Genomic DNA, 25,844 nt, shown 5'->3' with positions numbered 1-25,844 from the left:
TCAATTAAAAACGGGATTGCGTGCTGCCGGGCGTCGAGCGGGCGACAAAATGCCCCGGCCCTACGTTCTGCAACTGCACACGTTGCATTGACTCGCCACGTTTGCGGATATTGCTGGGCATGTCATCAGACAACAACACACGCTGCACATGATGGTGCGCAGGGTCAGCAACCGGCACCGCCGACATTAACTTACGTGTATACGGATGCTGCGGGTTTTCAAACACCGCCTGCCGCGGGCCGATCTCGACAATTTGCCCGAGGTACATCACCGCGACACGGTGGCTGATGCGTTCCACCACTGCCATATCATGCGAGATAAACAGAAACGCAATGCCCATTTCACGCTGCAAATCGAGCAGTAAATTGATGATTTGCGCGCGGATCGACACATCCAGCGCCGACACGGATTCATCCGCCACCACCACGCGCGGGTTGAGCGCCAGCGCCCGCGCGATGCAGATGCGCTGGCGCTGCCCGCCGGAAAACTCATGCGGGTAGCGCCATGCGTGTTCCGGCTTCAGTCCGACGCGCTCCAGCAACCACTCCACGCGCTGTCGTCCCTCTTTCTCACCCAATAAATTGTGCACCCGCAGTGGTTCGATAATCGAATCGCCAACGGTCTGGCGCGGGTCCAGCGAGGCGTAAGGATCCTGAAAAATAAACTGAATATCGCGGCGGATCCGTTTCATCTTATTATCCGGTAGCGTATCAATGCGCTCGCCGTTAAAGGTGATTGAACCGCTCTGGTGCTCCACCAGCCGCAGCAGCGCGCGCCCGGTGGTAGATTTACCACTGCCGGATTCGCCCACCAGCGACAGTGTTTCGCCCGGCCAGAGATCAAAGCTCACCCCTTCCACAGCGTGTACTTCTTTGGTGACGCGATTAAGAATGCCGCTGCGCAGCGGGAAGCGCGCCACCAGATCGCGCACCTGCAAAATCGGCTCGCCCGGTACGACGGTATCCTGCTCAATTTCCGCTTCCTGATGCGCCGGGTTTTTCGGCGAGATTAGCGGAAAACGGCGCGGCAGCGTACTGCCATGCATCGCCCCCAGTTTGGGCACCGCTGCCAGCAGCGCTCTGGTATAGGGATGCTGTGGATGATTGAAAATCTGCTCGACGCTGCCGGTTTCCACCGCTTCGCCCTGGTTCATCACCAGTACGCGGTCGGCCACATCAGCGACCACGCCCATATCGTGCGTGATGAAAATCACCCCCATCGACATCTCTTTTTGCAGCACGGCGATAAGTTGCAGGATCTGCGCCTGGATCGTGACATCCAGCGCGGTGGTCGGTTCGTCGGCAATCAGCACCGCCGGGCGACAGGAGAGCGCCATGGCAATCATCACGCGCTGGCGCATGCCGCCGGAAAGCTGGTGTGGAAAGCTGGATAAGATCTCGTGGGATTCAGGAATGCGTACCAGATCGAGCATACGCCGCGCTTCTATCATGGCGTCTTCGCGCCCCAGTTTCTGGTGCAGGCGAATCGACTCGGCGATCTGCTCGCCCACCGGAAATACCGGGTTGAGCGAGGTCATCGGTTCCTGAAAAATCATCGCGATATCCGCGCCGCGCACGCTGCGCATCTGCGATGCGCTCAGCCGGGTGAGTTCCACGTTCTGCCGGTTACGCCGGGCCAGGCGCATGTGATCGCAGCTCACTTCGCCGCCCGCCTGCTCAATCAGACGCAGCAATGCGAGCGCAGTAACCGATTTACCGGAGCCGGACTCGCCGACAATCGCCAGTGTTTCGCCGCGTTTAAGGGTAAAGGAGAGATGGCGAACCGCCGGGATGCGTTGCTTGTCATGGCTGAAAGCGACGTTCAGATTACTGACATCCAGCACCATGTTCGCGTCGGTTTCCATCCGCTCAATCCCACTCGCATTATTCACGATAAATGCCCACGCTTGGCGCATCGCCCGCGTAACCCCACGCGCGATACATCCCTTCACTGTTGAACGGCAACGCGACGTTGCCTTCGCGATCAACTGCAATCAACCCACCGCTGCCGCCCAGCGCCGGGAGTTTTTCCATCACCACGGCGTCGCAGGCTTCCTGCAGGCTCAAACCGCCGTACTCCATTAGCGCAGCGATGTCGTAAGCCGCCAGCGCGCGGATAAATACTTCGCCAGTGCCGGTGCAGGAGACCGCCACGTTGGCGTTATTGGCGTAACATCCGGCGCCAGGTAATGGACTGTCGCCGACGCGGCCCGGTAATTTATTGGTCATGCCGCCGGTCGATGTCGCAGCCGCCAGGTTGCCCTGCTTATCCAGCGCCACCGCACCCACAGTGCCAAATTTTTTGCTCTCATCGAGCGGTGCTGAACCATGATCCAGTACCGTGTGCCCGGCGTCCCGCGCTTCCATTAATTGTGCAAAGCGTTCCGGGGTGGAAAACAGGCTCGGCGACACCGCTTCCATGCCGTGGGAAAAGGCAAATTTTTCCGCCCCTTCACCAATCATAAAGACATGCGGGCTGTGCTCCATCACCAGACGCGCCGCCAGCACCGGATTGCGCAAGCGGCTGACACCCGCCACCGCCCCCGCCTTCAGTGTGTTGCCGTCCATCACGCAGGCATCCAGCTCATGGGTTTCATCGCGGGTAAACACCGCGCCGATACCGGCATTAAATAAGGGGCACTCCTCCAGCAGCCGCACCGCTTCCGTCACCACATCCAGCGCGCTTACGCCCGATTCCAGCATACGCTGTCCGGTTTCGATAATTGACGAAAGTACGTGTACGTAACGTTGCTCTTTTTCCGGGCTCATCTGCGCACGGCCGATAGCACCCGCACCGCCGTGTATTGCGATTACCGCTTTAACCATTTGTGCCGCCTGGATTTCTCTGCGCCTGGAGGGATTTCTGAATATAGAAAGTCGTTACAACGATGTAAAGCAATGTCATTACAACGGGGTAGGCGTAAGGCATGTTGAGGCCTTCTCTTTTCTGCCATAATGGCCGCTTCATCGCGTTGACTGGATATTAACTATGGAATCATCAAATGGCCTGATCTCGCTCGAGACGGCCCTGTCACAGATGCTGTCACGCATTTCACCGCTGACTGAAAGCGAAACTCTGCCACTGGTGGCCTGCTTTGGCCGCGTGGTGGCGCACGATATTATCTCTCCGCTGAACGTTCCGGGTTTTGATAACTCGGCGATGGACGGCTACGCCGTGCGGCTGGAGGAGGTACAAAGTGGCAACGCCCTGCCGGTGGCGGGTAAAGCGTTTGCCGGGCAGCCCTTCGACGGCGAGTGGCCAGCAGGCACGTGCATACGCATTATGACCGGCGCGCCGATCCCCGCCGGATGCGACGCGGTAGTGATGCAGGAACAGACAGAACAGACCGATGACGGTATTCGTTTTACCGCCGGGGTGCGGGCTAACCAGAATATTCGCCGCGCGGGCGAAGATATTCGACAAGGCGCCAGCGTTTTTGCAGCGGGCACAAAACTGACCGCCGCCGAGCTGCCGGTCATTGCTTCGCTGGGTATTGCCGATGTCAGCGTGCTGCGCAAAGTGCGCGTGGCGCTGTTCTCCACCGGCGACGAACTGCAACTGCCGGGCCAGCCGCTGGCTGACGGACAAATCTACGATACCAACCGCTTGTCCGTTCACCTGATGCTGAGCCAGCTCGGTTATGAGGTGATTAACCTTGGCATCGTGCCGGATGACCCGCAGAAACTGCGCGACACCTTTATTGCAGCCGACAGCCAGGCCGATGTGGTGCTGAGTTCCGGCGGTGTGTCGGTGGGCGAAGCCGATTACACCAAAACCATTCTCGATGAACTGGGCGAAATCGCGTTCTGGAAACTGGCGATCAAGCCGGGTAAACCGTTCGCCTTCGGTAAGCTTCAACATAGCTGGTTCTGCGGCCTGCCGGGCAATCCGGTTTCCGCGACGCTCACCTTTTATCAACTGGTTCAGCCGCTGCTGGCGAAACTGAGTGGTAACACCGCCAATGCCCAGCCGCTGCGTTTTCGCGCCCGGGCGATGGAGCGCCTGAAAAAGTCCCCTGGGCGTCTCGATTTCCAGCGCGGTGTGTTAAGCCGTGGAGACGATGGCACGCTGGAAGTGCGCAGCACCGGACACCAGGGTTCACATATTTTCAGCTCCTTTAGCCAGGGCAACTGCTTTGTGGTGCTGGAGCGCGAACGTGGCAATGTCGAAGCCGGTGAATGGGTGGATGTCGAGATGTTTAACCATCTCTTCGGAGGCTAACGATGGCTGAAGAACTCAGCGACGCGGAGATGATGCGTTATAACCGGCAGATTATTCTGCGCGGTTTTGATTTCGACGGTCAGGAGCGGTTAAAAGCCGCGCGTGTGCTGGTGGTCGGCCTTGGTGGGTTGGGCTGTGCCGCCGCGCAATATCTGGCGGCGGCAGGCGTCGGGCAGATGACGCTACTCGATTTTGATACGGTGGCGCTCTCCAACCTGCAACGCCAGACGCTGCACAGCGACGCGGATATCGGCGTGGCAAAAGTGGATTCGGCGCGCGAATCGTTACTGCGCATCAACCCGAATGTGCACTACAGCACGATCAACGCCTTGCTTGACGACACGGCGCTGCTGGCACAGATTGCCGCACATGATGTGGTGCTGGATTGCACCGATAACGTCGCGATTCGTAACCAGCTCAACGCAGGCTGTTTCCAGCATCGCGTGCCGCTGGTTTCCGGCGCAGCCATTCGCATGGAAGGCCAGATCAGCGTCTTTACCTGGGGCGAAAACGACCCATGCTACCGCTGCCTGAGCCGTCTGTTTGGCGATAACGCGCTGACCTGTGTCGAAGCGGGCGTTATGGCGCCGCTGGTCGGGGTGATTGGTTCGTTGCAGGCGATGGAAGCCATTAAAGTGCTGACGGATTACGGTACGCCTGCGGCGGGGAAAATCGTGATGTACGACGCGATGACCTGCCAGTTCCGCGAAATGAAACTGCTGCGCAACCCTGGCTGCGACGTCTGCGGGCAGTAATCTCCCCTCTTTTTCCGGATGGCGTAACGTCATCCGGCGTCGCGATAAAAGATCGATATTCGTCACAGTAACTTTCATTCGAAAGTAATTTAATCTCCATATGAAATATATGGAGATAAATGATGATCTTCAACATCCAGCGCTATTCCACTCACGACGGCCCGGGCATTCGCACTGTCGTGTTCCTGAAAGGCTGCTCGCTACGCTGCCGCTGGTGCCAGAACCCGGAGAGCCGCAGCCGCACGCGGGATCTGCTGTTTGACAATCGTTTGTGCCTTGCCGGGTGTGAGTTATGCCAGCACGCCGCGCCACAAGCCATTGAACGCGCGGCAAACGGTTTGGTTATCCACCGCGAAAAACTTGATGATGTGCAACTGGATGCACTTACCGATTGTTGCCCGACACAGGCGCTGAGCGTCTGCGGTGAATCGCCTGATGTGAGTGATATCATGGCTACCGTTTTGCGCGATAAACCCTTTTATGACCGCAGCAGCGGCGGCATCACCCTTTCCGGCGGCGAGCCGTTTCTGAACCCACAACTGGCGCTGCAACTGTTCCAGAGCAGCCATCAGCACGGCATTCATACGGCAGTGGAAACCTGCCTGCATGTGCCGTGGCGCTATATCGAACCATCCCTGCCCTTTGTTGATCTGTTTCTCGCCGATTTAAAACATGTCGATGAGTCCGCCTTTCGCCAGTGGACCGGCGGCTCGGCAAAACGCGTGCTGGATAACCTGAAACGGCTGGCGCAGGCGGGGAAAAAACTCACCATCCGCGTGCCGCTGATCCCCGGTTTTAATGCCGATAAAGACGCCATAAGCGCCATTACCGCTTTCGCCGCTGATGAGCTGAACGTGAGCGATATTCATTTTTTGCCTTACCACACGCTGGGCATGAATAAATATCACCTGCTCGGCGAACCCTACACCGCCCCTGAGAAGCCGCTCGACGCCCCGCAACTGCTGGCGTTTGCGCAGGATTGCGCCCGCCGCAAAGGGCTGACGGCGACATTACGAGGATAGAACCATGACCACGCTGCAACTCAACACGCTAACTGACCGCATCAAAAAGCACAAAACCGCGCTGGTGCATATTGTGAAGCCACCGGTTTGCACCGAGCGCGCCCGGCATTACACGCAGGTTTACCAGCAAAATATGGACAAACCGCTGCCGGTACGCCGTGCGCTGGCGCTGGCGCATCACCTGGCCGAGCGTACTATCTGGATCAAACATGACGAGCTGATTATCGGTAACCAGGCAAGCGAAGTACGCGCCGCGCCGATCTTCCCGGAATACACCGTTTCGTGGATCGAAAAAGAGATCGACGACCTCGCCGACCGCCCCGGTGCTGGCTTTGCTGTTAGCGAAGAGAACAAACGCGTGCTGCATGCGATCTGCCCGTGGTGGCGTGGACAGACAGTGCAGGACCGCTGCTACGGCATGTTTACTGACGAACAAAAAGCGCTGCTGGAAACCGGCATTATCAAAGCTGAAGGCAACATGACCTCTGGCGACGCGCACCTGGCGGTGAACTTCCCGCTGCTGCTGGAGCTCGGTCTCGACGGGCTGCGTCACAAAGTGGATGAACGCCGGACACGCATCAACCTGACGGTACTCGACGATCTGCACGGGGAGCAGTTCTTAAAAGCGATTGATATTGTACTGGACGCCGTGAGCCTGCATATCGAACGCTTTGCCGATCTGGCGCGCCAGATGGCCGGGGAAGAGACACGGCAAAACCGCCGCGATGAGCTGCTGGCGATAGCAGAAAACTGCCTGATTATCGCCCACGAACCGCCGCGTACCTTCTGGCAGGCATTGCAGCTTTGCTACTTTATCCAGCTGATTTTGCAGATTGAATCCAACGGGCATTCGGTCTCTTTCGGCCGCATGGATCAGTATTTGTATCCGTACTATCGCCGCGATGTTGAACTGCAACAGTCTCTGCCGCGCGAACAGGCCATTGAGCTACTGCACAGTTGCTGGCTGAAACTGCTGGAAGTGAACAAAATTCGCTCCGGCTCGCATTCGAAAGCCTCGGCGGGCAGCCCGCTGTACCAGAATGTCACCATCGGCGGTCAGCAGTGGCACAACGGTGAAGCGCGCGACGCGGTTAACCCGCTCTCTTACGCGATTCTGGAATCCTGCGGGCGCCTGCGTTCCACCCAGCCGAACCTGAGCGTGCGTTACCACGCCGGCATGAGCAACGACTTCCTCGACGCGTGCGTACAGGTCATTCGCTGCGGCTTCGGTATGCCCGCGTTCAATAACGATGAAATTGTTATTCCCGAATTTATCAAGCTCGGCGTGGAACCCGCCGATGCCTATGATTACGCAGCCATTGGCTGCATTGAAACCGCCGTTGGCGGCAAATGGGGCTACCGCTGTACCGGCATGAGTTTTATTAACTTCGCCCGCGTGATGCTGGCGGCGCTGGAAGGCGGCCGCGATGCCACCAGCGGCAAAATCTTTCTGCCGCAAACCCAGGCGATGTCGGCGGGCAATTTCAAAGCGTTCGAAGAGGTCATGCACGCTTGGGATCGGCAGATTCGCTATTACACGCGAAAATCGATTGAGATTGAGTATGTGGTCGACACCATGCTGGAAGAGAACGTGCCGGATATTCTCTGCTCCGCGCTGGTCGATGACTGCATTGAGCGGGCGAAAAGCATTAAACAAGGTGGCGCGAAATATGACTGGGTGTCCGGCTTGCAGGTGGGGATCGCCAACCTGGGTAACAGCCTCGCGGCGGTGAAAAAGCTGGTCTTTGACCAGGGGGTTATCGGGCAACAACAACTGGCGCAGGCACTGGCAGAGGATTTCGACGGCCTGACGCACGAACAGTTGCGCCAGCGGCTGGTTAACAGCGCACCGAAATACGGCAACGATGATGACAGCGTGGATATGCTGCTGGTTCGTGCCTATCAAACCTATATTGATGAGCTGAAGCAGTATCACAATCCGCGTTATGGTCGTGGCCCTATTGGCGGCAACTATTACGCCGGAACGTCGTCCATTTCCGCGAACGTGCCGTTTGGTGCGGCGACGATGGCGACCCCGGACGGCCGCAAAGCGCGTACGCCATTGGCGGAGGGTGCCAGCCCGGCCTCCGGCACCGATCATCTGGGGCCGACGGCGGTGATAAGTTCCGTGGGTAAATTGCCGGTTGAAGCGATCCTCGGTGGGGTGCTGCTGAACCAGAAACTGAATCCGTCGACGCTGGAAAATGAGGGCGATAAGCAAAAGCTGATGGTGCTGCTGCGCACGTTCTTTGAGGTGCACAAAGGCTGGCATATTCAGTACAACATTGTGTCGCGCGAAACGCTGCTGGAGGCGAAGAAACACCCGGATCAGTATCGCGATTTGGTGGTGCGTGTCGCCGGTTATTCCGCGTTCTTTACCGCCCTGTCGCCAGATGCGCAGGATGACATTATCGCCCGCACTGAACATACGTTATGAGGTGATGGCCGGGCTTCCCCACAAAGCCCGGTCTACTTTCCGTCTGCCAAAAACAGGAACTCTGTCATTTGCTTTCCGGCACCACACCGGCAAGCCAAATGACTTTTTAGCTCTTACAGGCTGTTTAACCGATGGATTTCGGATTGAAGGAAGGCGGTAAGTCCCGGGAGCTTATCTCAGTAAGTGACCGGGCGCACCGCCACAATCAAAGCACCTGCAGTTCGAAAGACGACGGTTAAACGAGCTTACATCTGTAAATGGTCGGGCCGCACCGCCGCAGCCATCACACCTGCGGTTCGAAAGACAACGGTTAAACTTTCGAATGAAATAAAATTTGTGCTTCCCCTCACATTATCTCTAGAATGTTTCTCGTCGCAGTTACATTCAGGAGTTTTATGTATGACCGTCAAAGTTATCGTTACCGATATGGACGGAACCTTCCTTGATGACGCCAAGCAGTACGATCGCACACGATTTATGGCGCAATTCGAGCAGCTTCGTCAGCGGAATATTGAATTTGTTGTCGCCAGCGGCAACCAGTATTACCAGCTGATCTCCTTCTTCCCGGAGCTGAAAGAGACCATTTCGTTCGTCGCGGAAAACGGCGCGCTGGTGTATGAGCACGGTCAACAGTTGTTCCACGGTGAACTGACCCGCCACGAAGCGCAAGTGGTGATGGGTGAGCTGTTAAAAGACCGCAGCCTCAATTTTGTTGCCTGCGGCCTGGAAAGCGCGTACGTAAGCGAAAACGCCCCGGCAGCGTTCGTCGACCTGATGTCGAAACACTATTACCGCTTAAAACCGGTGCGCGATTTTCAGCAGATTGACGATACCCTGTTCAAGTTTTCGCTGAACTTGCCGGACAGCGACATCCCGCAACTGATCGACGCCTTGCATGTCTCGCTCGACGGCATTATGAAGCCAGTCACCAGCGGTTTTGGTTTTGTCGATTTGATAATCCCGGGTCTGCATAAAGCCAACGGCATTACGCGCCTGCTTAAACGCTGGGGTATCTCACCGCAACAGTGCGTCACTATTGGCGACAGCGGTAACGACGCGGAAATGCTGCGCATGACCGATTTCTCGTTCGCCATGGGCAACGCCAGCGAGGCCATTAAAGCCATTGCCCGTCATCAGACCGATGACAATAACCACCACGGCGCCCTGAATGTGATTCAGGCCGTGCTTGATCACACCGCGCCATTCGATTGCTGATCCTCCGCCGGAGCGCCCGCTCCGGCCCTTCCTGTTGCCACTTTTCCGCTTTGTGCTCCCCATCAACTTTTTAAACTTGCATTAACTTCTTTTTAACTTATTTTATCACTTGTAAGTTAAATAACTTTCGAATGAAATAATGCGAGGTTCAACATGGCTTTTACCAGTGAAACGCTGCCCATCGATCACAAAGCATCGATTCGTCAGATGAAACAGGAACTGCGCGCGCAGATCGGCGACGTACAGCAGGTGTTTAACCGCCTGAGTGAGCAGATTGCCACCCGTGTAGACGATATCAATGCCCTTAAAGCCCAGGGCAAATCCGTGTGGCCACAGATCGCCTACAGCGACATTGCGCAAGGTAAGGTCAGCGAGGCGCAGCGGGCGCTCATTAAGCGGCGCGGTTGTGCGGTCATCAAGGGGCATTTCCCGCGCGAGCAGGCGCTGGGCTGGGATCGCGCCATGCTGGATTACCTCGACCAGAATCATTTTGATGAAGTGTACAAAGGGCCTGGCGACAGCTTCTTCGGCACGCTGGAGGCCTCTCGCCCGGAAATCTACCCTATTTACTGGTCGCAGGCGCAGATGCAGGCGCGCCAGAGTAACGAAATGGCTGCCGTGCAAGCCTTCCTCAACCGTCTCTGGCGCTTCGAAAGTGAAGGCCAGCAATGGTTTGATCCGGATGTGAGCGTGATCTACCCGGATCGTATCCGCCGCCGCCCGCCGGGAACCACCTCAAAAGGCCTCGGCGCGCATACGGATTCCGGCGCGCTGGAGCGCTGGCTTCTGCCCGCATACCAGCGTGTGTTTGCCAGCGTGTTTAGCGGCAAATTCGAGGAATATGACCCGTGGAACGCGGCGCACCGCACTGAAGTTGAAGAGTACACGGTGGATAACACCACCAAATGTTCGGTGTTCCGCACCTTCCAGGGCTGGACGGCGTTGTCGGACATGATCCCCGGCCAGGGGTTGCTGCATGTGGTGCCGATCCCGGAAGCGATGGCCTATATCCTGTTGCGCCCGTTGCTGGACGATGTGCCGGAAGATGAACTGTGCGGCGTGGCGCCAGGCCGTGTATTACCGGTGTCGGAGAAGTGGCATCCGCTGCTGATGGAGGCCCTGAGCAGCATTCCGGCGCTGGAAGCCGGGGATTCCGTGTGGTGGCACTGCGATGTGATCCACTCGGTTGCGCCGGTGGAAAACCAGCAAGGCTGGGGCAATGTGATGTACATTCCCGCCGCGCCGCTGTGCGCGAAAAACCTCGCGTATGCGCGCAAAGTGAAAGTTGCGCTGGAGCAAGGCGCTTCGCCGGGCGATTTCCCGCGTGAGAACTACGAAAGTGACTGGTCAGGCCGCTTTACGCTGAACGACCTGAATATTCATGGTAAGCGCGCGCTGGGTATCGAGGTTTAGGCATCGTACAACCCTTCTCGTTCCACGGCGGTACGTTGTTGCCCCGGACGTATCCGCCGTACCGATTCTCGCACCGCAAGGGTGCCGTTGAGTAACAGCGAACCGGTGGTGGCTTGCGGGCGGATCAACCGCTGTTGCAGCAGATGGACCGCCTCCACGCCCAGTTCATCACGCGGCACATGCACCGCGGTGAGCGGCACATCCTGAATCGCCGCCAGGTTAAAGGCGTCAATGCTCATCACCGAGACATCCTGCGGCACACGCAGTCCACGCTGCTGGAGCGCATGAACTGTGCCTTCAGCCATAAAATCGCCCCCGACGAGAAACGCGGTAGGTGGCGATTTGTGCGCCGGATCATCAAGCCACTCCCCTACCCGCATCCCCGCTTCTTTGGCGCTAAAACTGGGAACGGTGATCAGATCCCGCTTACTTTGAAAACGCAGATTGCGCCGTTGCCAGGCCTCTTTGATGCCCGCAAGACGCAAATCCATGGTGTAGCGACGCAGGCACATCACATTCACCACCTCGCGGTGGCCCATATCGAACAGATAATTGGCGGCAAATTCGCCGATCGTGCGGTGATCCGGCGCGATTGAAGGCAAACGCATGCGCCCGTCCCGACAGTTGATTAACACACAGGGTTTGCCCATATCGGCCGCCAGGTCATGGATATGGGGATCGTCAATGCCCAGCAGGATCGCCGCCTGGGTTTCCGGGGCGTTCATGCGCGCGAGAAATTCATTGGCGTCGCTGTCCAGCTCTTCCAGCGCGCAGTAGCGCAGCCGTACTTCATGGGGTGCCAGCGCTTTGTTAATGCTCTGGATCACGCGGTAATAGAAAATATCGGAACGCTCATCAAATGCCCGCTGGGGTGCGAAAACAATCAGGTTATTCAGCAACAGCCGCCCGGCGGCAATCCCCTCCATCACCCCCAGCTCACGCGCGCAGGCCAGCACTGCGGTACGCGCTTTTTCACTGGTATTGGCTTTACCTGCCAGCACACGGGACACCGTGCTGGTCGACAAGTTAGTACGCAGGGCAATTTCGTTGATTTTGAGCTTTTTATCCATTCTGTGATCTTGCTCCGTTTCCGAAATGGGAAAATTTTCATGAATCGAGAAGCCTGATATTCATGGCATCAATAGAAGTTTGCCGCATATGGTCGCTGATTGATGAGAATCCTTGCACAAAATCCACTTTAGCTGCCGATTTTTCTCGCCTAACGTAAACGTGTCATACAACTTCCATACTAGTTGTAGAAACAATAAGTAAAAAAACGCAGATAAATCATCACGCAAACCTGTGCGGTATAACAACTCCGCAAGAGTTTGCCCCGACTTCCCTACAAGAAGATATGCGGAGAAAAGAATGAGCCAGGGGATCAACAATGAAATGGCGGCCAGCAAGAGCCGCCGGATAGTCAAAAAATTACGCTGGTGGATGTTAGTGCTGTTCTTATTCGGCGTCACGGTGAACTACATCACCCGTAACTCGCTGGGGATACTGGCACCGGAATTAAAAACCAGCCTCGGCATCACCACCGAACAATATTCGTGGATTGTCGGCGCGTTTCAGTTGGCTTACACCATTTTCCAGCCGCTGTGTGGCTGGCTGATTGACGTGATTGGCCTGAAAGTCGGCTTTATGGTATGCGCCATCATCTGGGCGCTGGCCTGTATTTTCCACGCCGGCGCAGGCAGTTGGGTACATCTGGCGATTTTGCGTTTCACCATGGGCGCATCGGAAGCGGCAGCAACACCCGCGAACGCCAAAACCATCGGCGAATGGTTCCCGAAATCAGAACGCCCGGTGGCTGCCGGTTGGGCTGGTGTGGGCTTCTCGATTGGCGCCATGCTGGCTCCGCCGATTATCTACTTCGCTCACGCCTCATTTGGCTGGCAGGGCGCGTTTATGTTTACCGGTGTGCTGGCGCTGCTGTGGGTGATTTTGTGGTGGGCGTTTTACCACAACCCGGACAAACACCCCAATCTCAGTAAAGACGAGCTGGCATTTATTCAGCAGGATAATGAGCCACCCGCAGTCAAACTGCCCTTCTTTACTGCCCTGAAAACCGTCTCGAAGAACAAACGTTTTTACGGTATTGCCATCCCGGCGTTTATGGCTGAACCGGCCTGGGCGGTGCTGAGCTTCTGGGTGCCGCTCTATCTGGCAAAAGAACACGGTATGGATCTGAAACAGATCGCCATGTTCGCCTGGCTGCCGTTCCTCGCCGCCGATCTCGGCAGCGTCGCCAGTGGTTACCTGACTAAACTCTATACCCGCTGGTTCGGCTGCTCGCGCGTGAACTCGGTGATTGCCAGCTCGGTGACCGGCGCATTTTTGATGATTTCGCTCGCCATCGTCGCCATCACTCGCGACCCGTACATCACCATTGTGCTGATTTCGATCGGCGGTTTTGGCCATCAGATCATCTCCTGCATGTTGAGTGCGCTGGTGGTGGAATCCTTCGATAAAGGGCAGATGGCGACGGTGAACGGCATGCGCGGCTCGGCGGCGTGGATCGCCAGCTTCCTCTTCTCACTGCTGATTGGCGTCACCGCCGACAAAATTGGTTTCAACCCGCTGTTTATTGCCATGGGTTTCTTTGACCTGATTGGCGCTTTTTTCCTGGTGGCATTTATTGCTGAACGACGCGCAAAACGCGCCTGATTGTGGATGTCTGATATGAAAACCCTGAAGAACTGGACGTTACAAAACCAGGCAGCTCATCATGTTGAGCTGCTGGTAGACGGGCAACACACCTTGTGCCTGTATGTGCTGGAAGAGAACCTGTTCCGCGTGCTGCTCAAGCGTAAAGGCGAGCTGGCGCTGGATCGGACCTGGAGCATTGCGCCGAAAGATGACGTGCCGTGGGAAGGCCGCTCGCGCGACGATCTTTCCGGTTTTAGCCTGCCGCAGTGGTCGCTGGCGCAGCAGCACGAGACATTAACCATTGAGAGCGCAAAACTGCGTGTTACCGTGCATCAGCCGCTGTGGCTGGAGTGGCACTACCGTAACGACGCAGGCGAGTGGCAATGGCTGGCGAGCGATCGCCCGACCAGCGCGTATCTGGTTAACGCTCATGGCGACGGTGTGGCGCACTATCTCAGCCGTAAAAAAGAGGAGCGTTTCTACGGCCTCGGCGAGAAAGCGGGTAACCTGCAACGTACCGGCCAGCGCTACGAGATGCGCAACCTCGATGCCATGGGCTATAACGCTGCCAGCACCGACCCGCTGTACAAACATATTCCGTTTACCCTTACCCGCCGCGACGATATCAGTTACGGGCTGTTTTATGACAACCTCAGTAGTTGCTGGCTGGATCTGGGTAACGAGATCGATAACTACCACACCGCCTATCGCCGCTGGCAAGCGGAAGCGGGCGATATTGATTACTATCTGTTTACCGGCGCGCGTGCGCTGGATGTCACCAAAGCGTTTGTGCGCCTCACCGGGAAAACGCTGTTCGGCCCGAAATGGAGCCTCGGTTATAGCGGCTCAACCATGCATTACACCGATGCGCCGGATGCGCAAAACCAACTGATGAATTTTATTCGTCTGTGCGAAGAACACGCGATTCCGTGCGATTCGTTCCAGCTCTCATCCGGCTACACCTCGATTAACGGCAAGCGCTATGTCTTTAACTGGAACTACGACAAAGTGCCGCAGCCGAAGGTGATGAGCCAGGCGTTCCACGATGCGGGACTGAAACTGGCGGCGAATATCAAACCCTGTCTGTTGCAGGATCACCCGCGTTATAGCGAAGTGGCGGAGCGCGGTCTGTTTATTCGCGATTCCGAAACCGATGCGCCGGAACGCTCCAGTTTCTGGGATGACGAAGGCTCACACCTCGACTTTACCAACCCGCAGACTGTCGCCTGGTGGCAGGAAGGCGTCTCCACGCAGTTGCTGGAGATGGGTATCGATTCGACCTGGAACGATAACAACGAGTTTGAAGTGTGGGATGGTGAAGCCCGCTGCCACGGTTTTGGTCGTGAGATTGCCATCAAGCATATTCGCCCGGTGATGCCGTTACTCATGATGCGCGCCTCGATGGAAGCGCAGCAGCGATTTGCTCCGCACAAGCGCCCGTACCTGATTTCCCGTTCCGGCTGTGCCGGAATGCAGCGGTATGTGCAGACCTGGAGCGGCGATAACCGCACCAACTGGCAGACGCTGCGCTACAACATCCGCATGGGCGTGGGCATGAGTTTGTCCGGTTTGTACAACGTCGGGCACGATGTCGGCGGTTTTTCCGGCGATAAACCGGATGCGGAGCTGTTTGTGCGTTGGGTGCAAAACGGGGTGATGCACCCGCGTTTCACCATCCATTCCTGGAACGACGATCACACGGTGAACGAACCGTGGATGTACCCGGCGATCACGCCGGCGATCCGCAGCGCGATTGAGCTGCGCTACCGCCTGCTGCCTTACCTCTACACACTGCTGTGGCAGGCGCATGCTGACGACGAACCGATGCTGCGCCCGACGTTCCTCGATCACGAACATGACGAGCAGACGTTTGAAGAGTGCGACGACTTCCTGCTCGGCCGCGATCTTCTGGTGGCAAGCGTTGTCGAACCCGGCCAGCGCGAGCGCCGCGTCTGGCTGCCTGCCAACGACACCGGCTGGTACGATTTTTACACCGGTTGCTGGTATGCGCCTGGCCAGTGGGTGACGCTGGATGCGCCGCTGGAAACGCTGCCATTGCTGGTGCGCGCCGGTGCCGGTCTGCCGCTCAGCGATCGCATCAGGCATGTCGATGCCAGCGCGGATACCACGCGTGAGCTGCAACTCTTCCCGATAAAAGGCACCGGGCGTTCAGGTGGCTTGCTGTTTGAGGATGATGGTGAGTCCTGGGGTTATAAAGAGGGCAACGCGCTGTGGCTGGAGTGGGAAATGGTCTGCACGGGCAGCACCATTGATTTGCAGGTACACACGCGCGGCGACTATCGCCCGGCCTGGCAGGTGCTGAAAGTGGCGCTGCCTGCGGGTGAAAAACGCCAGTTACTGATTAATGGCGCTGCGGCCAGCGAGTGGACGTTTGCTTAATATGAAAAGCCCGACAGCCATTGTGCTTACCGGGCTTGCTTCGATTATTTACTTGAGTATTTCGCGCGACAGGAAGGCGGCAAACCTGAATAGCCCCGGGAGCCTATACAAGTAAGTGACCGGGGTACGAAAGCGTAACTAACGCATCTGTCGTGAAAAAAGAGCGGGAAATGATTTACCTGAGTATTTCGCGCGACAGGAAGGCGGCAAACCTGCGTAGCCCCGGGAGCTTACACAAGTAAGTGACCGGGATACGAAGGCGCAGCTAACGCACCTGTGATGTGAGAGCGGGCGGTAAAGCATTTACCTAAGTATTTCGCGCGACAGAAAGGCAGCAAACCTGCGTAGCCCCGGGAGCTTACACAAGTAAGTGACCGGGGTACGAAGGTGCAGCTAACGCACCTGTGATGTGAGAGCGGGCAGTAAAGCATTTACCTGAGTATTTCGCGCGACAGGAAGGCGGCAAACCTGAATAGCCCCGGGAGCTTACACAAGTAAGTGACCGGGGTACGAAGGTGCAGCTAACGCACCTGTGATGTGAGAGCGGGCGGTAAAGCATTTACCTGAGTATTTCGCGCGACAGGAAGGCGGCAAACCTGAGTAGCCCCGGGAGCTTACACAAGTAAGTGACCGGGGTACGAAGGTGCAGCCAACGCACCTGTCGCGTGAAAGACGACGGTAAATTTATTCGATACCCTGACTACGCAGATAATCTTCATAATTCCCGCTGAAGTCGATGACGCGCTGAGGCGTAATCTCAATCACGCGGGTTGCCAGCGAACTCACAAACTCACGGTCGTGGGAAACGAAGATCAATGTGCCCTGGTACATTTCCAGCGCCATGTTCAGCGATTCGATGGATTCCATATCGAGGTGGTTGGTCGGCTCGTCCATGACGAGGATGTTCGGTTTTTGCATCATCAGCTTGCCGAACAGCATGCGCCCTTTTTCACCACCGGAGAGCACTTTCGCCGGTTTCTTGATATCGTCCTGGCTGAACAGCAGACGACCGAGGATGCTGCGCACGGCTTGTTCGTCATCACCTTCCTGTTTCCACTGGCTCATCCAGTCGAAGACGGTCAGATCGTTATCAAAATCTTCGGCGTGATCCTGCGCGTAATAACCGATCTGCGCGTTTTCAGACCATTTCACGGTGCCGTTATCAGGCTCAAGCTCGCCCACCAGCGTTTTCAGCATGGTGGATTTACCCACGCCGTTCGCACCCAGAATGGCGATTTTCTCGCCCACTTCCAGCAGCAGGTTGAAGTTTTTAAACAGCGGGCCTTCATCAAAACCTTTGCTAAGCGCTTCCACTTCCAGCGCGTTGCGGAACAGTTTCTTGTCCTGTTCGAAGCGGATAAACGGGTTCTGACGGCTGGAAGCCTTAACTTCTTCCAGCTTGATTTTGTCAATCTGGCGCGCGCGTGAGGTCGCCTGGCGAGATTTGGAGGCGTTCGCGCTAAAGCGGCTGACGAACGATTGCAGGTCGGCGATCTGCGCTTTTTTCTTGGCGTTATCCGCCAGCAGACGTTCGCGCGCCTGGGTCGCCGCCGTCATGTATTCATCATAGTTGCCCGGATAAACGCGCAGCTCGCCGTAGTCGAGATCCGCCATGTGCGTACAGACCATGTTAAGGAAGTGACGGTCGTGCGAAATGATGATCATGGTGCTGTCACGTTCGTTCAGCACCTGCTCCAGCCAGCGGATGGTGTCGATGTCCAGGTTGTTGGTCGGTTCATCAAGCAGCAGAATGTCCGGATTGGCAAACAGCGCCTGCGCCAGTAACACACGCAGTTTCCAGCCAGGGGCGATTTCGCTCATCGGGCCGTAGTGCTGCTCAACCGGAATCCCAACGCCGAGCAGCAGTTCGCCCGCGCGCGCTTCCGCCGAGTAACCGTCCATTTCGCCGTACTGCACTTCGAGGTCGGCCACTTTGTAGCCATCTTCTTCGCTCATTTCCGCGAGACCATAAATACGGTCGCGTTCCTGTTTCACTTCCCACAGTTCCGCATGGCCCATGATCACCGTGTCGAGCACGCTGAACTCTTCAAAGGCGAACTGATCCTGGCGCAGCTTACCGATGCGCTCATTCGGATCGAGAGAGACGTTACCCAACGTCGGCTCTAAATCGCCGCCGAGGATTTTCATAAAGGTGGATTTACCACTCCCGTTAGCCCCGATCAGGCCGTAACGGTTGCCGCCGCCAAATTTGACGGAGATATTTTCGAACAGCGGCTTGCTGCCGAATTGCATGGTGACGTTGCTGGTGACTAACACAGAGGTATCCTGAAATATGTGACAAACACCCTATTATGCCACAATTCCGAATTAGATTCCTGCCTGGTGTCAGGCCACTAAACTGCAAGCAAAGGGAAAAAAGTGTGATTTCGTACACATCTGAATTCCCTGGACGGTGGAATGCACATATAATGCGCTTCCTGCATTCTCAACCCAACGGCCAGTGTGGCAATAAGTCTTGCATAAGATGAACATGAAATTAACAACCCTTTTAGCGGCGGCGTTTGCTGTCGTGGGATTTTGCAAAAGCGCGTCTGCTGTTACATATCCGCTGCCGACTGATGGCAGTCGTCTGATCGGTCAGAACCAGGTCGTTACTATTCCAGAAGGCAATAGCCAACCGCTGGAATATTTTGCGGCTGAATATCAAATGGGTCTGTCCAACATGCTGGAAGCAAACCCGGGCATTGATGCCTACCTGCCGAAAGGCGGCACTGTGATGAACGTTCCACAGCAGCTGATCCTGCCGGATACGGTTCACGAAGGGATCGTGATCAACAGTGCGGAAATGCGCCTCTACTACTATCCGAAAGGCACCAACACGGTGATCGTGCTGCCAATCGGTATCGGCCAGTTGGGTAAAGACACCCCGATTGCCTGGACCACCAAAGTAGAACGTAAAAAAGCCGGTCCGACCTGGACGCCGACGGCGAAAATGCATGCAGAATATGCAGCGATGGGTCAACCGCTGCCGCCGGTTGTACCGGCTGGCCCGGATAACCCGATGGGACTGTACGCGCTCTATATCGGCCGCCTGTACGCCATTCACGGCACCAACGCTAACTTCGGTATCGGCCTGCGCGTGAGCCACGGCTGTGTGCGTCTGCGCAACGACGACATTAAATTCCTGTTCGAAAACGTGCCGGTCGGTACGCGCGTACAGTTTATTGATGAGCCGGTAAAAGCGACCACCGAGCCGGATGGCAGCCGTTACATCGAAGTTCACAACCCGCTGTCCACCACGGAAGCGCAGTTCACCGGTGGTGAGATTGTGCCGATTGCGTTGACCAAAGCGGTGCAGGCCGTGACCAACCAGTCTGATGTTGATTCCAACGTGGTCGATCAGGCGATTCAGAACCGTTCCGGTATGCCGGTACGTCTGAACTGATTGCGGTTGATAGCATAAAAAAGCGGAGCAATGGCTCCGCTTTTTTTATCCGTGATTCACCACAATAATGCCGCCGTGATCGTAGCGATAATGACAATGGGCATACTCCAGCGGCGTGCCATCTTCCAGATAAATCACCTGCTCCACTTCCAGCACCGGGTCGGTCTCTTCGCAGTTCAGATACTGCTTATCTTCCGCCCAGGGTTTTAACGCGCGCACAATGCGATATGAGCCCATGATCTTCAGCGCCAGATCGTCCTGCACGTAGCGAAACACCGAGCTTTCGAGATGCCCGCGATTTAACCCCGGCACCAGATTCACCGGCATCAGGGTAAACTCCAGCGACATCGGTTCACCTTCCAGCAAGCGCAGGCGAATAAAGTCATACACCGGGTCATCCGGCCCCACCAGCAGCGAGGCCTGCTCCTTTTCCGTGGGAAAACGCAGCTCGAAGCGGATAATTTTACTGGTCACTTCGCCGACGTTTTCCCAGGTTTTGGTGGCGCCAAAATAGTCGCTGCCGGGCAGATCCCAGCGCGACAGTTGCAGGAAATTCTTGCGGATAAACGTGCCCTGACCCTGACGGGTATAAACCAGACCTTCCACGATCAACTGGCGCATCGCCTGCTGAATGGTCATGCGGCTGGTGGCGAACTCCGCTGCCAGCGCGAACTGATCCGGTAATGGCGCGCTGGCGGCGTACTGCTGGCTGAGAATGCGCCGCTTAATTTCCCGCGCGATAGTGATGTATTTTGCCGCCATAGCCTTCCTTCATTTTTAGTCTATCCCGTTGTTTCTTAAGGCCACTCTCTCGGCTATTTTGAGGAAAGGCAGGTAGAAGAATACACCAAAGATGATGATTATCAACTGAACCACCACTGCCCGCCAGTCGCCTGCGGTGGCCAGCCAGGCGCTTAAAATCGGCGGCGTTGTCCACGGAATCATCACCACACAGCGCGAGATCCACCCGAGCGAGGTACAAAGCCAGGCAAACCAGATACCCAGCGCCGGAAGCAGCACAAACGGGATCATCAGCGGCAGGTTAAAGACGATGGGCAGACCAAAAATCACCGGTTCATTAATATTGAATAAGCCAGGCGAGATGGCGAGGCGCGCCACCTGCTTCGCCGACTGCTGCTTCGCGAAGATAAAGATGGCGATAAGTAACGAAAGGGTGCTGCCGGTGCCGCCAATCATGCCGAAAGTAGGCACAAAAATACTGTTGATGATATGCGGAATTGGCTGCCCGTTGGCAAACGCCAGCATGTTCTCGTTGGTGTTAATCAGCAGAAGTGGTTCAAGGATCACGCCGTTAACCACCGTCTGGTGAATCCCGAGCGTAAACAGAAAGTTACCGAAACTGTAGATAAACAGCGTGCCTGGTAAACTGGTATTAATCTGCCGCAGCGGCTGTTGGATAAGCGTGGTGATGAGGTGAATCAGATCCGTGTGCAACAGGTTCGCCAGCAGCGCCGCGACAATGGCGAACAGCGACAAGGTTATAATTGCCGGGATCAACGAGGAGAAAGATTGCCCCACCGCCGAGGGCACATTTTCCCCGAGCGAGATAGAGAATTTCTTCACGCTGGCAACGCGGATAAACAGCTCTGTGGAGAGCAAACCAATAATCACCCCGGCGAAAATCCCCGTCGTGCCAATGTTGGTGAAAGCCAGCATCTGCGTCACGCTCACCGTCGCTTTACCGCCAACGGGTACCACATCCAGCTGCATCGGCATCATGATGATAAAACTGGAGAGCGCAATGACCACCGCCGACACCGGGTTGTCAAAGTTCTTATTGCGCGCCAGCGACCAGGCCGTCATTGGCGCAATCAATAACGCAGCGATATTCAGCGTGCCGTTGATCACCGCCTCGCCCCACACTTTAAAACGCGCCAGCGTCTCCCCCTCCAGCACCCACGGGAAAACCACGTTATTAATCAATACGGCCAGCCCGGCGAGGATAAAAATTGGCATCACCGCCGCGAACGCGTCACGCAGCGATCGCAGATGCACCTGGTTTGCCAGCCTGGCGGAGAACTCCACAAACTTGTCGACGAATGACTGCATTTTCGGCGTGATGTTGCTGTCAGACATTGCGGCTACCCTCTCAATCGTTGCTTACATATCGCGGCCGTTGCTGCGAATCAGCTGTTGCAGCCAGCGATAGCTCTTTTTCGGTACGCGTTTTAAATCTTTCAGGTCGTGGTTTTCACGGTTGACGTACACCACGCCGTAGCGCTTACGCATATCGCCCTGCGAACTGAGAATGTCGATCAGGCCCCAACCGAGATAGCCCAACACCTGTGCGCCGTCCTCAAAGATAGCGTCCTGCATCGCCTGGATATGGTCGCGGTGATAAGCAATGCGGTAATCGTCCTCGATCGGGTTAACGCCGTCCCACGCTTCAATCACGCCGATGCCGTTTTCAATCGGGAACACCGGCAAGCGCCAGTCGTTGTAATACCGGGTAATAATGGCGCGAAAACCGAGCGGGTCGATTTGCCAGCCCCATTCGGTCGCGTCGAGATACGGGTTCGCTTTATCGCCCTGTTGCAGGAAATAATTGACCGGTGTTCCCGGCGCAATGGCATCGCTGTCGAGGGTTTTACTGGCGTAGTAGCTAAACGCCATAAAATCGTTTTTGACCCGCGCGATTTCCGCCAGATCCTCATCGCGGTAGATATCGCGAAAACCTTCCCTGTCGACCACCGCCAGCACTTCCGGGCTGTAACCCTGCCCGGCATAGACACGCAGTAAGTTTTGATTGAGGAATTCATCGTATTGCGTGGCGCAGAACACATCGCGCGGTTTGCAGGTCGCCGGGTAAACCAACTGGTGCGCCAGCATGCCGCCCATTAATTTTCCGGGCTGGGTAGCGTGCAGATAATGGGTCAGCAGCACATGCGCCATCATCACATGGTGCTGAATCTGATAAAGCTCGCGCAGGGTTTTCTCGCCTTTCAGATAGCCACCAACCTGAAACGCGCCTGGCATGTGGTAAATATTTTGCTCGTTAAACGTCAGCCAGTACTTCACCCGGCTGCCAAAGCAGTCGATCATCTTTTTGCCGTAGCGCACAAAAGCATCCTGCACGCGCCGGTCGGCAAAACCGTTGTACTGCTCGGCCAACGCCAGCGGCATATCAAAGTGATACAGGCAGATCATCGGTTCAATGCCGCGCGCCAGCAGATCGTCGATAAAGCGGTCATAAAAGGCGATGCCCTCGTCGTTGAACTCACCATCGCCCTGCGGGCAAACGCGGCTCCAGGAAATCTGAAAGCGGTAGCAATTCATGCCGAGATCCTGCATCAGATCGAAATCTTCCTGATAGCGGTGGTAGGAATCGGTGGCGACTTTCCAGTCGGAGGCAAATTCGCTGGCTTCGCGAATATCGTAGACCGACATCCCCTTCCCGCCCTCATTCCACGCGCCTTCGGTCTGCATGCTGGATACGGAGTTGCCCCATAAAAATCCGCCCGGTAACGTTTTGTTCATCTCGCTGCTCCATGACTAGTCATTTTTAATATATGACTAGTCATATAGATAACGGCGAAAAAATGGGCAAAAGGGACGATGCGATTTTGTGACGCTATTCGAAAGAAAAGAAAAACGCGACGGGATGAGCGTCGCGTTTGAGTGGAAGGATAATTACTGTTGTTTTAGCTGGTTACGGCGATATTCCCCCTGGCGCTCAAACATCCAGCCGGGATATTCACGCGGCAGGGCGCTCACCGCATCCAGTTGTTGCAGTTCGTCGTCACTCAGGCGAATCGCCGTCGCCGCAATGTTATCGTCCAGTTGTTCCGGGCGTTTCGCGCCAATAATCACGCTGCTGACCACCGGTTGGTGCAGCAGCCAGGCCAGCGCGATTTGCGCCACAGAAACCCCTTTGCTGTCGGCAATGGTGCGCATGACGTCGACGCAATCAAAGGCGCGGTCTTTATTCACCGGCGGGAAATCGAACGCCAGTCGGCGTCCACCGGCTTCCGCCTGACCATCGCGGCCATATTTACCGCTCAGCAAGCCGCCCGCCAGCGGGCTCCAGACCATTAAACCGACGCCTTCGCTCTGCATCATCGGCACCAGTTCACGTTCCAGATCGCGACCGGCGATGGTGTAGTAAGCCTGTAGCGAGGCAAAGCGCGCCAGCCCAAGACGCTCAGAAATCCCCAGCGCTTTGGCGATTTGCCACGCCGCCCAGTTAGAGACGCCGATATAGCGAACATGGCCGTGCTGGACGAGGTTATCCAGCGCATAAAGCGTCTCTTCGATAGGTGTGGCCGGATCAAAGCCGTGCAACTGGTAGAGATCAATATGATCCAGTTGCATGCGCTTGAGGCTCTCTTTCACGCTATTCATGATGTGATAACGCGAACTGCCGCGCGAGTTCACCACGGCGGTGCCGGTTTCGCCAAACACTTTGGTGGCGACGATGACATTTTCTCGCGGCACTTTCAGGTTTTTCAGCGCCTGGCCAGTGATCTCCTCCGAACGCCCGTCGGAATAGACGTTCGCGGTGTCGATAAAGTTAATGCCGGCATCGAGCGCGCTGCCGACCAGTTGCTCGGCTTGCGCCTGTTGCAACTGGCCGATTTTGCTCCACATGCTCTCGCTGTCGTCACCGCCAAACGTCATGGTGCCGAGGCACAATTCAGAAACAAACAGTCCGGTATTGCCCAGTTTTTTGTAGCGCATGATGGCGTCTCCTCATCTGTTTAGTTGACGCAGACAGTTATACGCAATCCTCTGCGGCGGCGAATGTGAGGATCCTGCCTGTTTCTTGCCCAATTCTCTGATTATCCGCGCGGCGCTTCACCAAAGACTTTGTAATCAGGCAGTTGCACATTCTGATACGGTTCCCAGCCGCCGCCGAGCGCTTTATACAACGCCACCAGATCGAGGCTACTTTGTACCCGCGCCTGCTCGCGCTGCTGGCTGGCCTGCGCCAGCTGGCGTTGTGCATCCAGCACATCGATAAAGCTGGCGATCCCCTGACGGTAGCTGTCTGTAGCAAGCGAGAAGGCGTTTTGCAGCGCACTGAGCGTTTTATCCAGCCCCGCTTCCCGTTGCTGATCGGCGCGGTAACTGACCAGCGCATTTTCCACATCGCCCAGTGCGCTGAGCACCGTCTGACGATAGTTCAGCACCGCCGCGCCCTGCTCTGCGCGCGCCAGCTTGACGCTCGATACCAGCCGCCCGCCCTGGAAAATGGGAATCGAAATCTGCGGGCCGAAGCTATAAAAATGGCTGCTCCAGTCAGTAAGCCAGTTAGTTTCGCTGTTGCGCAGACCAAACTGGCCGCTCAATGACAAGCTGGGGAACAACTGTGCCACCGACACGCCAATCTGTGCCGTCGCCGCATGCAGGCTGGCTTCCGCTTCGCGGACATCCGGGCGACGGCGCGCCAGCGTCGACGGAATGCCGGTGGGCACAATGTCCGGTAGCGCGGGTAACGGCTGCGCATTGCGCAACTCGCTGTCCAGCGCGCCGGGCGGTTTACCGAGCAGGATAGCTAACGCGTTCATCGCCTGGCGCTCCTGCGCTTCATATTGCGGGAGTTGCGCTTCCAGATTGCCGACCTGCGCGCGGGCGTTTTCCACATCCAGTTGTGGAGAAAGGCCACCTTTTTGCCGGTTTTCAGTTAGCGTAAATGTCTGCTGCGCGCTGTCGATTTGTGTTTTCAGTGTACTGATGATGTTCTGCGCGCCGCGCAGTTGAAGCCACGCGCGTGCCACTTCCGCTTCCAGCGATACCAGCGCATCGTTACGCTGTTCAATTGCCTGTTGTTGCTGCGCTGTCGCGGCTTCTACCTGGCGCCGCACTTTGCCCCACAGATCCAGCTCCCACTGCGCGTCGAAACTGCCCTGATAGAGATTCACCGGTTGAGTAAGCGCTCCGAGCGCCCCACTGATTGCCGGGTCGGCGTCCTGCAACTGGCCTTCCACATTGTGGGATTTCAGCTCACCTTCAATGCCCAGTTGCTGGCGGGTCGCTTTCAGCGAACCGTTAACCGCTGGCAGAAACGCGCCGCCCGCCTGGTTAATCTGCTCGCGCGCGCCGGCAATGCGCAGCACGGTTTGCTGGAGCGAGAGATTATCGTTGATCGCCCGCTCAATCAGGCTGTTCAACTGCGGTGACTGGAAGGTGGTCCACCAGCGCGGATTCACCGCCTGCGAAGAGGTTTGCGATTTTACCGCGTTATCACCCGGATCGTTCCAGCGCGCAGGCGTTTGCGGTTCGGGCGCCTGGTAATCCGGCCCGACAGCACAGCCTGCAAGCCACAGCGATAACAGGGTTACGGGAAAACGACACCACGTCAT

18 protein-coding genes are annotated in these 25,844 nt (G+C 56.5%); 9 read left to right on the top strand and 9 right to left on the bottom strand.

Annotation, left to right across the window (positions count from 1 at the left end; genetic code table 11):
- Positions 1–4 precede the first annotated feature (4 nt).
- Positions 5–1,864, bottom strand: coding sequence for a glutathione ABC transporter ATP-binding protein GsiA (gene gsiA, locus IP581_RS07285; RefSeq protein WP_167372803.1), 1,860 nt, complete (start codon positions 1,862–1,864; stop codon positions 5–7).
- A gap of 19 nt (positions 1,865–1,883) precedes the next feature.
- Complete coding sequence (gene iaaA / locus IP581_RS07280; protein ID WP_086871766.1) at positions 1,884–2,825, bottom strand: beta-aspartyl-peptidase; 942 nt, start codon at positions 2,823–2,825, stop codon at positions 1,884–1,886.
- A gap of 163 nt (positions 2,826–2,988) precedes the next feature.
- Between iaaA and moeA the strand changes: the two genes are divergently transcribed.
- The 6 genes from moeA (at position 2,989) to IP581_RS07250 (ending at position 11,063) form a co-directional block, all read left to right on the top strand.
- Positions 2,989–4,221 carry a molybdopterin molybdotransferase MoeA gene (gene moeA, locus IP581_RS07275; protein WP_193822144.1) on the top strand — a complete coding sequence of 411 codons (1,233 nt, stop codon included), beginning with the start codon at positions 2,989–2,991 and terminating at the stop codon, positions 4,219–4,221.
- A gap of 2 nt (positions 4,222–4,223) precedes the next feature.
- Complete coding sequence (moeB, locus tag IP581_RS07270; protein WP_193822143.1) at positions 4,224–4,976, top strand: molybdopterin-synthase adenylyltransferase MoeB; 753 nt, start codon at positions 4,224–4,226, stop codon at positions 4,974–4,976.
- A gap of 122 nt (positions 4,977–5,098) precedes the next feature.
- Positions 5,099–5,998, top strand: a complete 900-nt coding sequence (locus IP581_RS07265; RefSeq protein ID WP_193822653.1) for a glycyl-radical enzyme activating protein — start codon at positions 5,099–5,101, stop codon at positions 5,996–5,998.
- A 4-nt stretch (positions 5,999–6,002) separates the two neighbouring features.
- A complete protein-coding gene (locus IP581_RS07260) occupies positions 6,003–8,435 on the top strand; it encodes a formate C-acetyltransferase/glycerol dehydratase family glycyl radical enzyme (RefSeq protein WP_193822142.1) in 2,433 nt (810 codons plus the stop codon).
- Between the two features lie 399 nt (positions 8,436–8,834).
- Positions 8,835–9,650, top strand: coding sequence for a Cof-type HAD-IIB family hydrolase (locus tag IP581_RS07255; protein WP_193822141.1), 816 nt, complete (start codon positions 8,835–8,837; stop codon positions 9,648–9,650).
- Between the two features lie 153 nt (positions 9,651–9,803).
- On the top strand, positions 9,804–11,063 hold the full coding sequence (locus IP581_RS07250; RefSeq protein ID WP_193822140.1) for a DUF1479 domain-containing protein: 1,260 nt from the start codon (positions 9,804–9,806) through the stop codon (positions 11,061–11,063).
- Here the strand turns inward: IP581_RS07250 and IP581_RS07245 are convergent.
- A complete protein-coding gene (locus IP581_RS07245; RefSeq protein WP_065368940.1) occupies positions 11,060–12,133 on the bottom strand; it encodes a LacI family DNA-binding transcriptional regulator in 1,074 nt (357 codons plus the stop codon). The genes IP581_RS07250 and IP581_RS07245 overlap by 4 nt on opposite strands.
- A gap of 298 nt (positions 12,134–12,431) precedes the next feature.
- Here IP581_RS07245 and IP581_RS07240 point away from each other — a divergent pair, with 298 nt between their 5' ends.
- Complete coding sequence (locus tag IP581_RS07240; protein ID WP_097402142.1) at positions 12,432–13,733, top strand: MFS transporter; 1,302 nt, start codon at positions 12,432–12,434, stop codon at positions 13,731–13,733.
- 15 nt (positions 13,734–13,748) lie between these two features.
- Positions 13,749–16,115, top strand: a complete 2,367-nt coding sequence (locus IP581_RS07235) for a glycoside hydrolase family 31 protein (RefSeq protein WP_193822139.1) — start codon at positions 13,749–13,751, stop codon at positions 16,113–16,115.
- A 684-nt stretch (positions 16,116–16,799) separates the two neighbouring features.
- Here IP581_RS07235 and IP581_RS07230 read toward each other — a convergent pair.
- Positions 16,800–18,392, bottom strand: a complete 1,593-nt coding sequence (locus IP581_RS07230; RefSeq protein ID WP_086871745.1) for an ABC-F family ATPase — start codon at positions 18,390–18,392, stop codon at positions 16,800–16,802.
- Between the two features lie 208 nt (positions 18,393–18,600).
- Between IP581_RS07230 and ldtB the strand changes: the two genes are divergently transcribed.
- Entirely contained in the window at positions 18,601–19,521 is a 921-nt protein-coding gene (gene ldtB, locus IP581_RS07225) for a L,D-transpeptidase (protein ID WP_086871743.1), read from the top strand.
- Between the two features lie 45 nt (positions 19,522–19,566).
- On the opposite strand, the gene IP581_RS07220 is transcribed toward ldtB, so the two are convergent.
- From IP581_RS07220 to IP581_RS07200, 5 genes are all read right to left on the bottom strand, one after another.
- Positions 19,567–20,283 (bottom strand): GntR family transcriptional regulator, encoded by a 717-nt coding sequence (locus tag IP581_RS07220; RefSeq protein WP_017456037.1) that lies wholly within the window; start codon positions 20,281–20,283, stop codon positions 19,567–19,569.
- Between the two features lie 15 nt (positions 20,284–20,298).
- Positions 20,299–21,618: a PTS sugar transporter subunit IIC gene (locus IP581_RS07215; protein ID WP_086871742.1), complete on the bottom strand. Its 1,320-nt coding sequence runs from the start codon at positions 21,616–21,618 to the stop codon at positions 20,299–20,301.
- A 24-nt stretch (positions 21,619–21,642) separates the two neighbouring features.
- On the bottom strand, positions 21,643–23,019 hold the full coding sequence (locus IP581_RS07210) for a glycoside hydrolase family 1 protein (protein WP_086871740.1): 1,377 nt from the start codon (positions 23,017–23,019) through the stop codon (positions 21,643–21,645).
- A gap of 153 nt (positions 23,020–23,172) precedes the next feature.
- Complete coding sequence (locus IP581_RS07205; protein ID WP_193822138.1) at positions 23,173–24,219, bottom strand: aldo/keto reductase; 1,047 nt, start codon at positions 24,217–24,219, stop codon at positions 23,173–23,175.
- Between the two features lie 101 nt (positions 24,220–24,320).
- Positions 24,321–25,844 carry an efflux transporter outer membrane subunit gene (locus IP581_RS07200; RefSeq protein ID WP_193822137.1) on the bottom strand — a complete coding sequence of 508 codons (1,524 nt, stop codon included), beginning with the start codon at positions 25,842–25,844 and terminating at the stop codon, positions 24,321–24,323.

The organism is Kosakonia pseudosacchari, from assembly GCF_015167415.1.
Taxonomy (GTDB): domain Bacteria; phylum Pseudomonadota; class Gammaproteobacteria; order Enterobacterales; family Enterobacteriaceae; genus Kosakonia; species Kosakonia pseudosacchari.
This window is presented reverse-complemented; position numbering and strand designations above follow the sequence as displayed.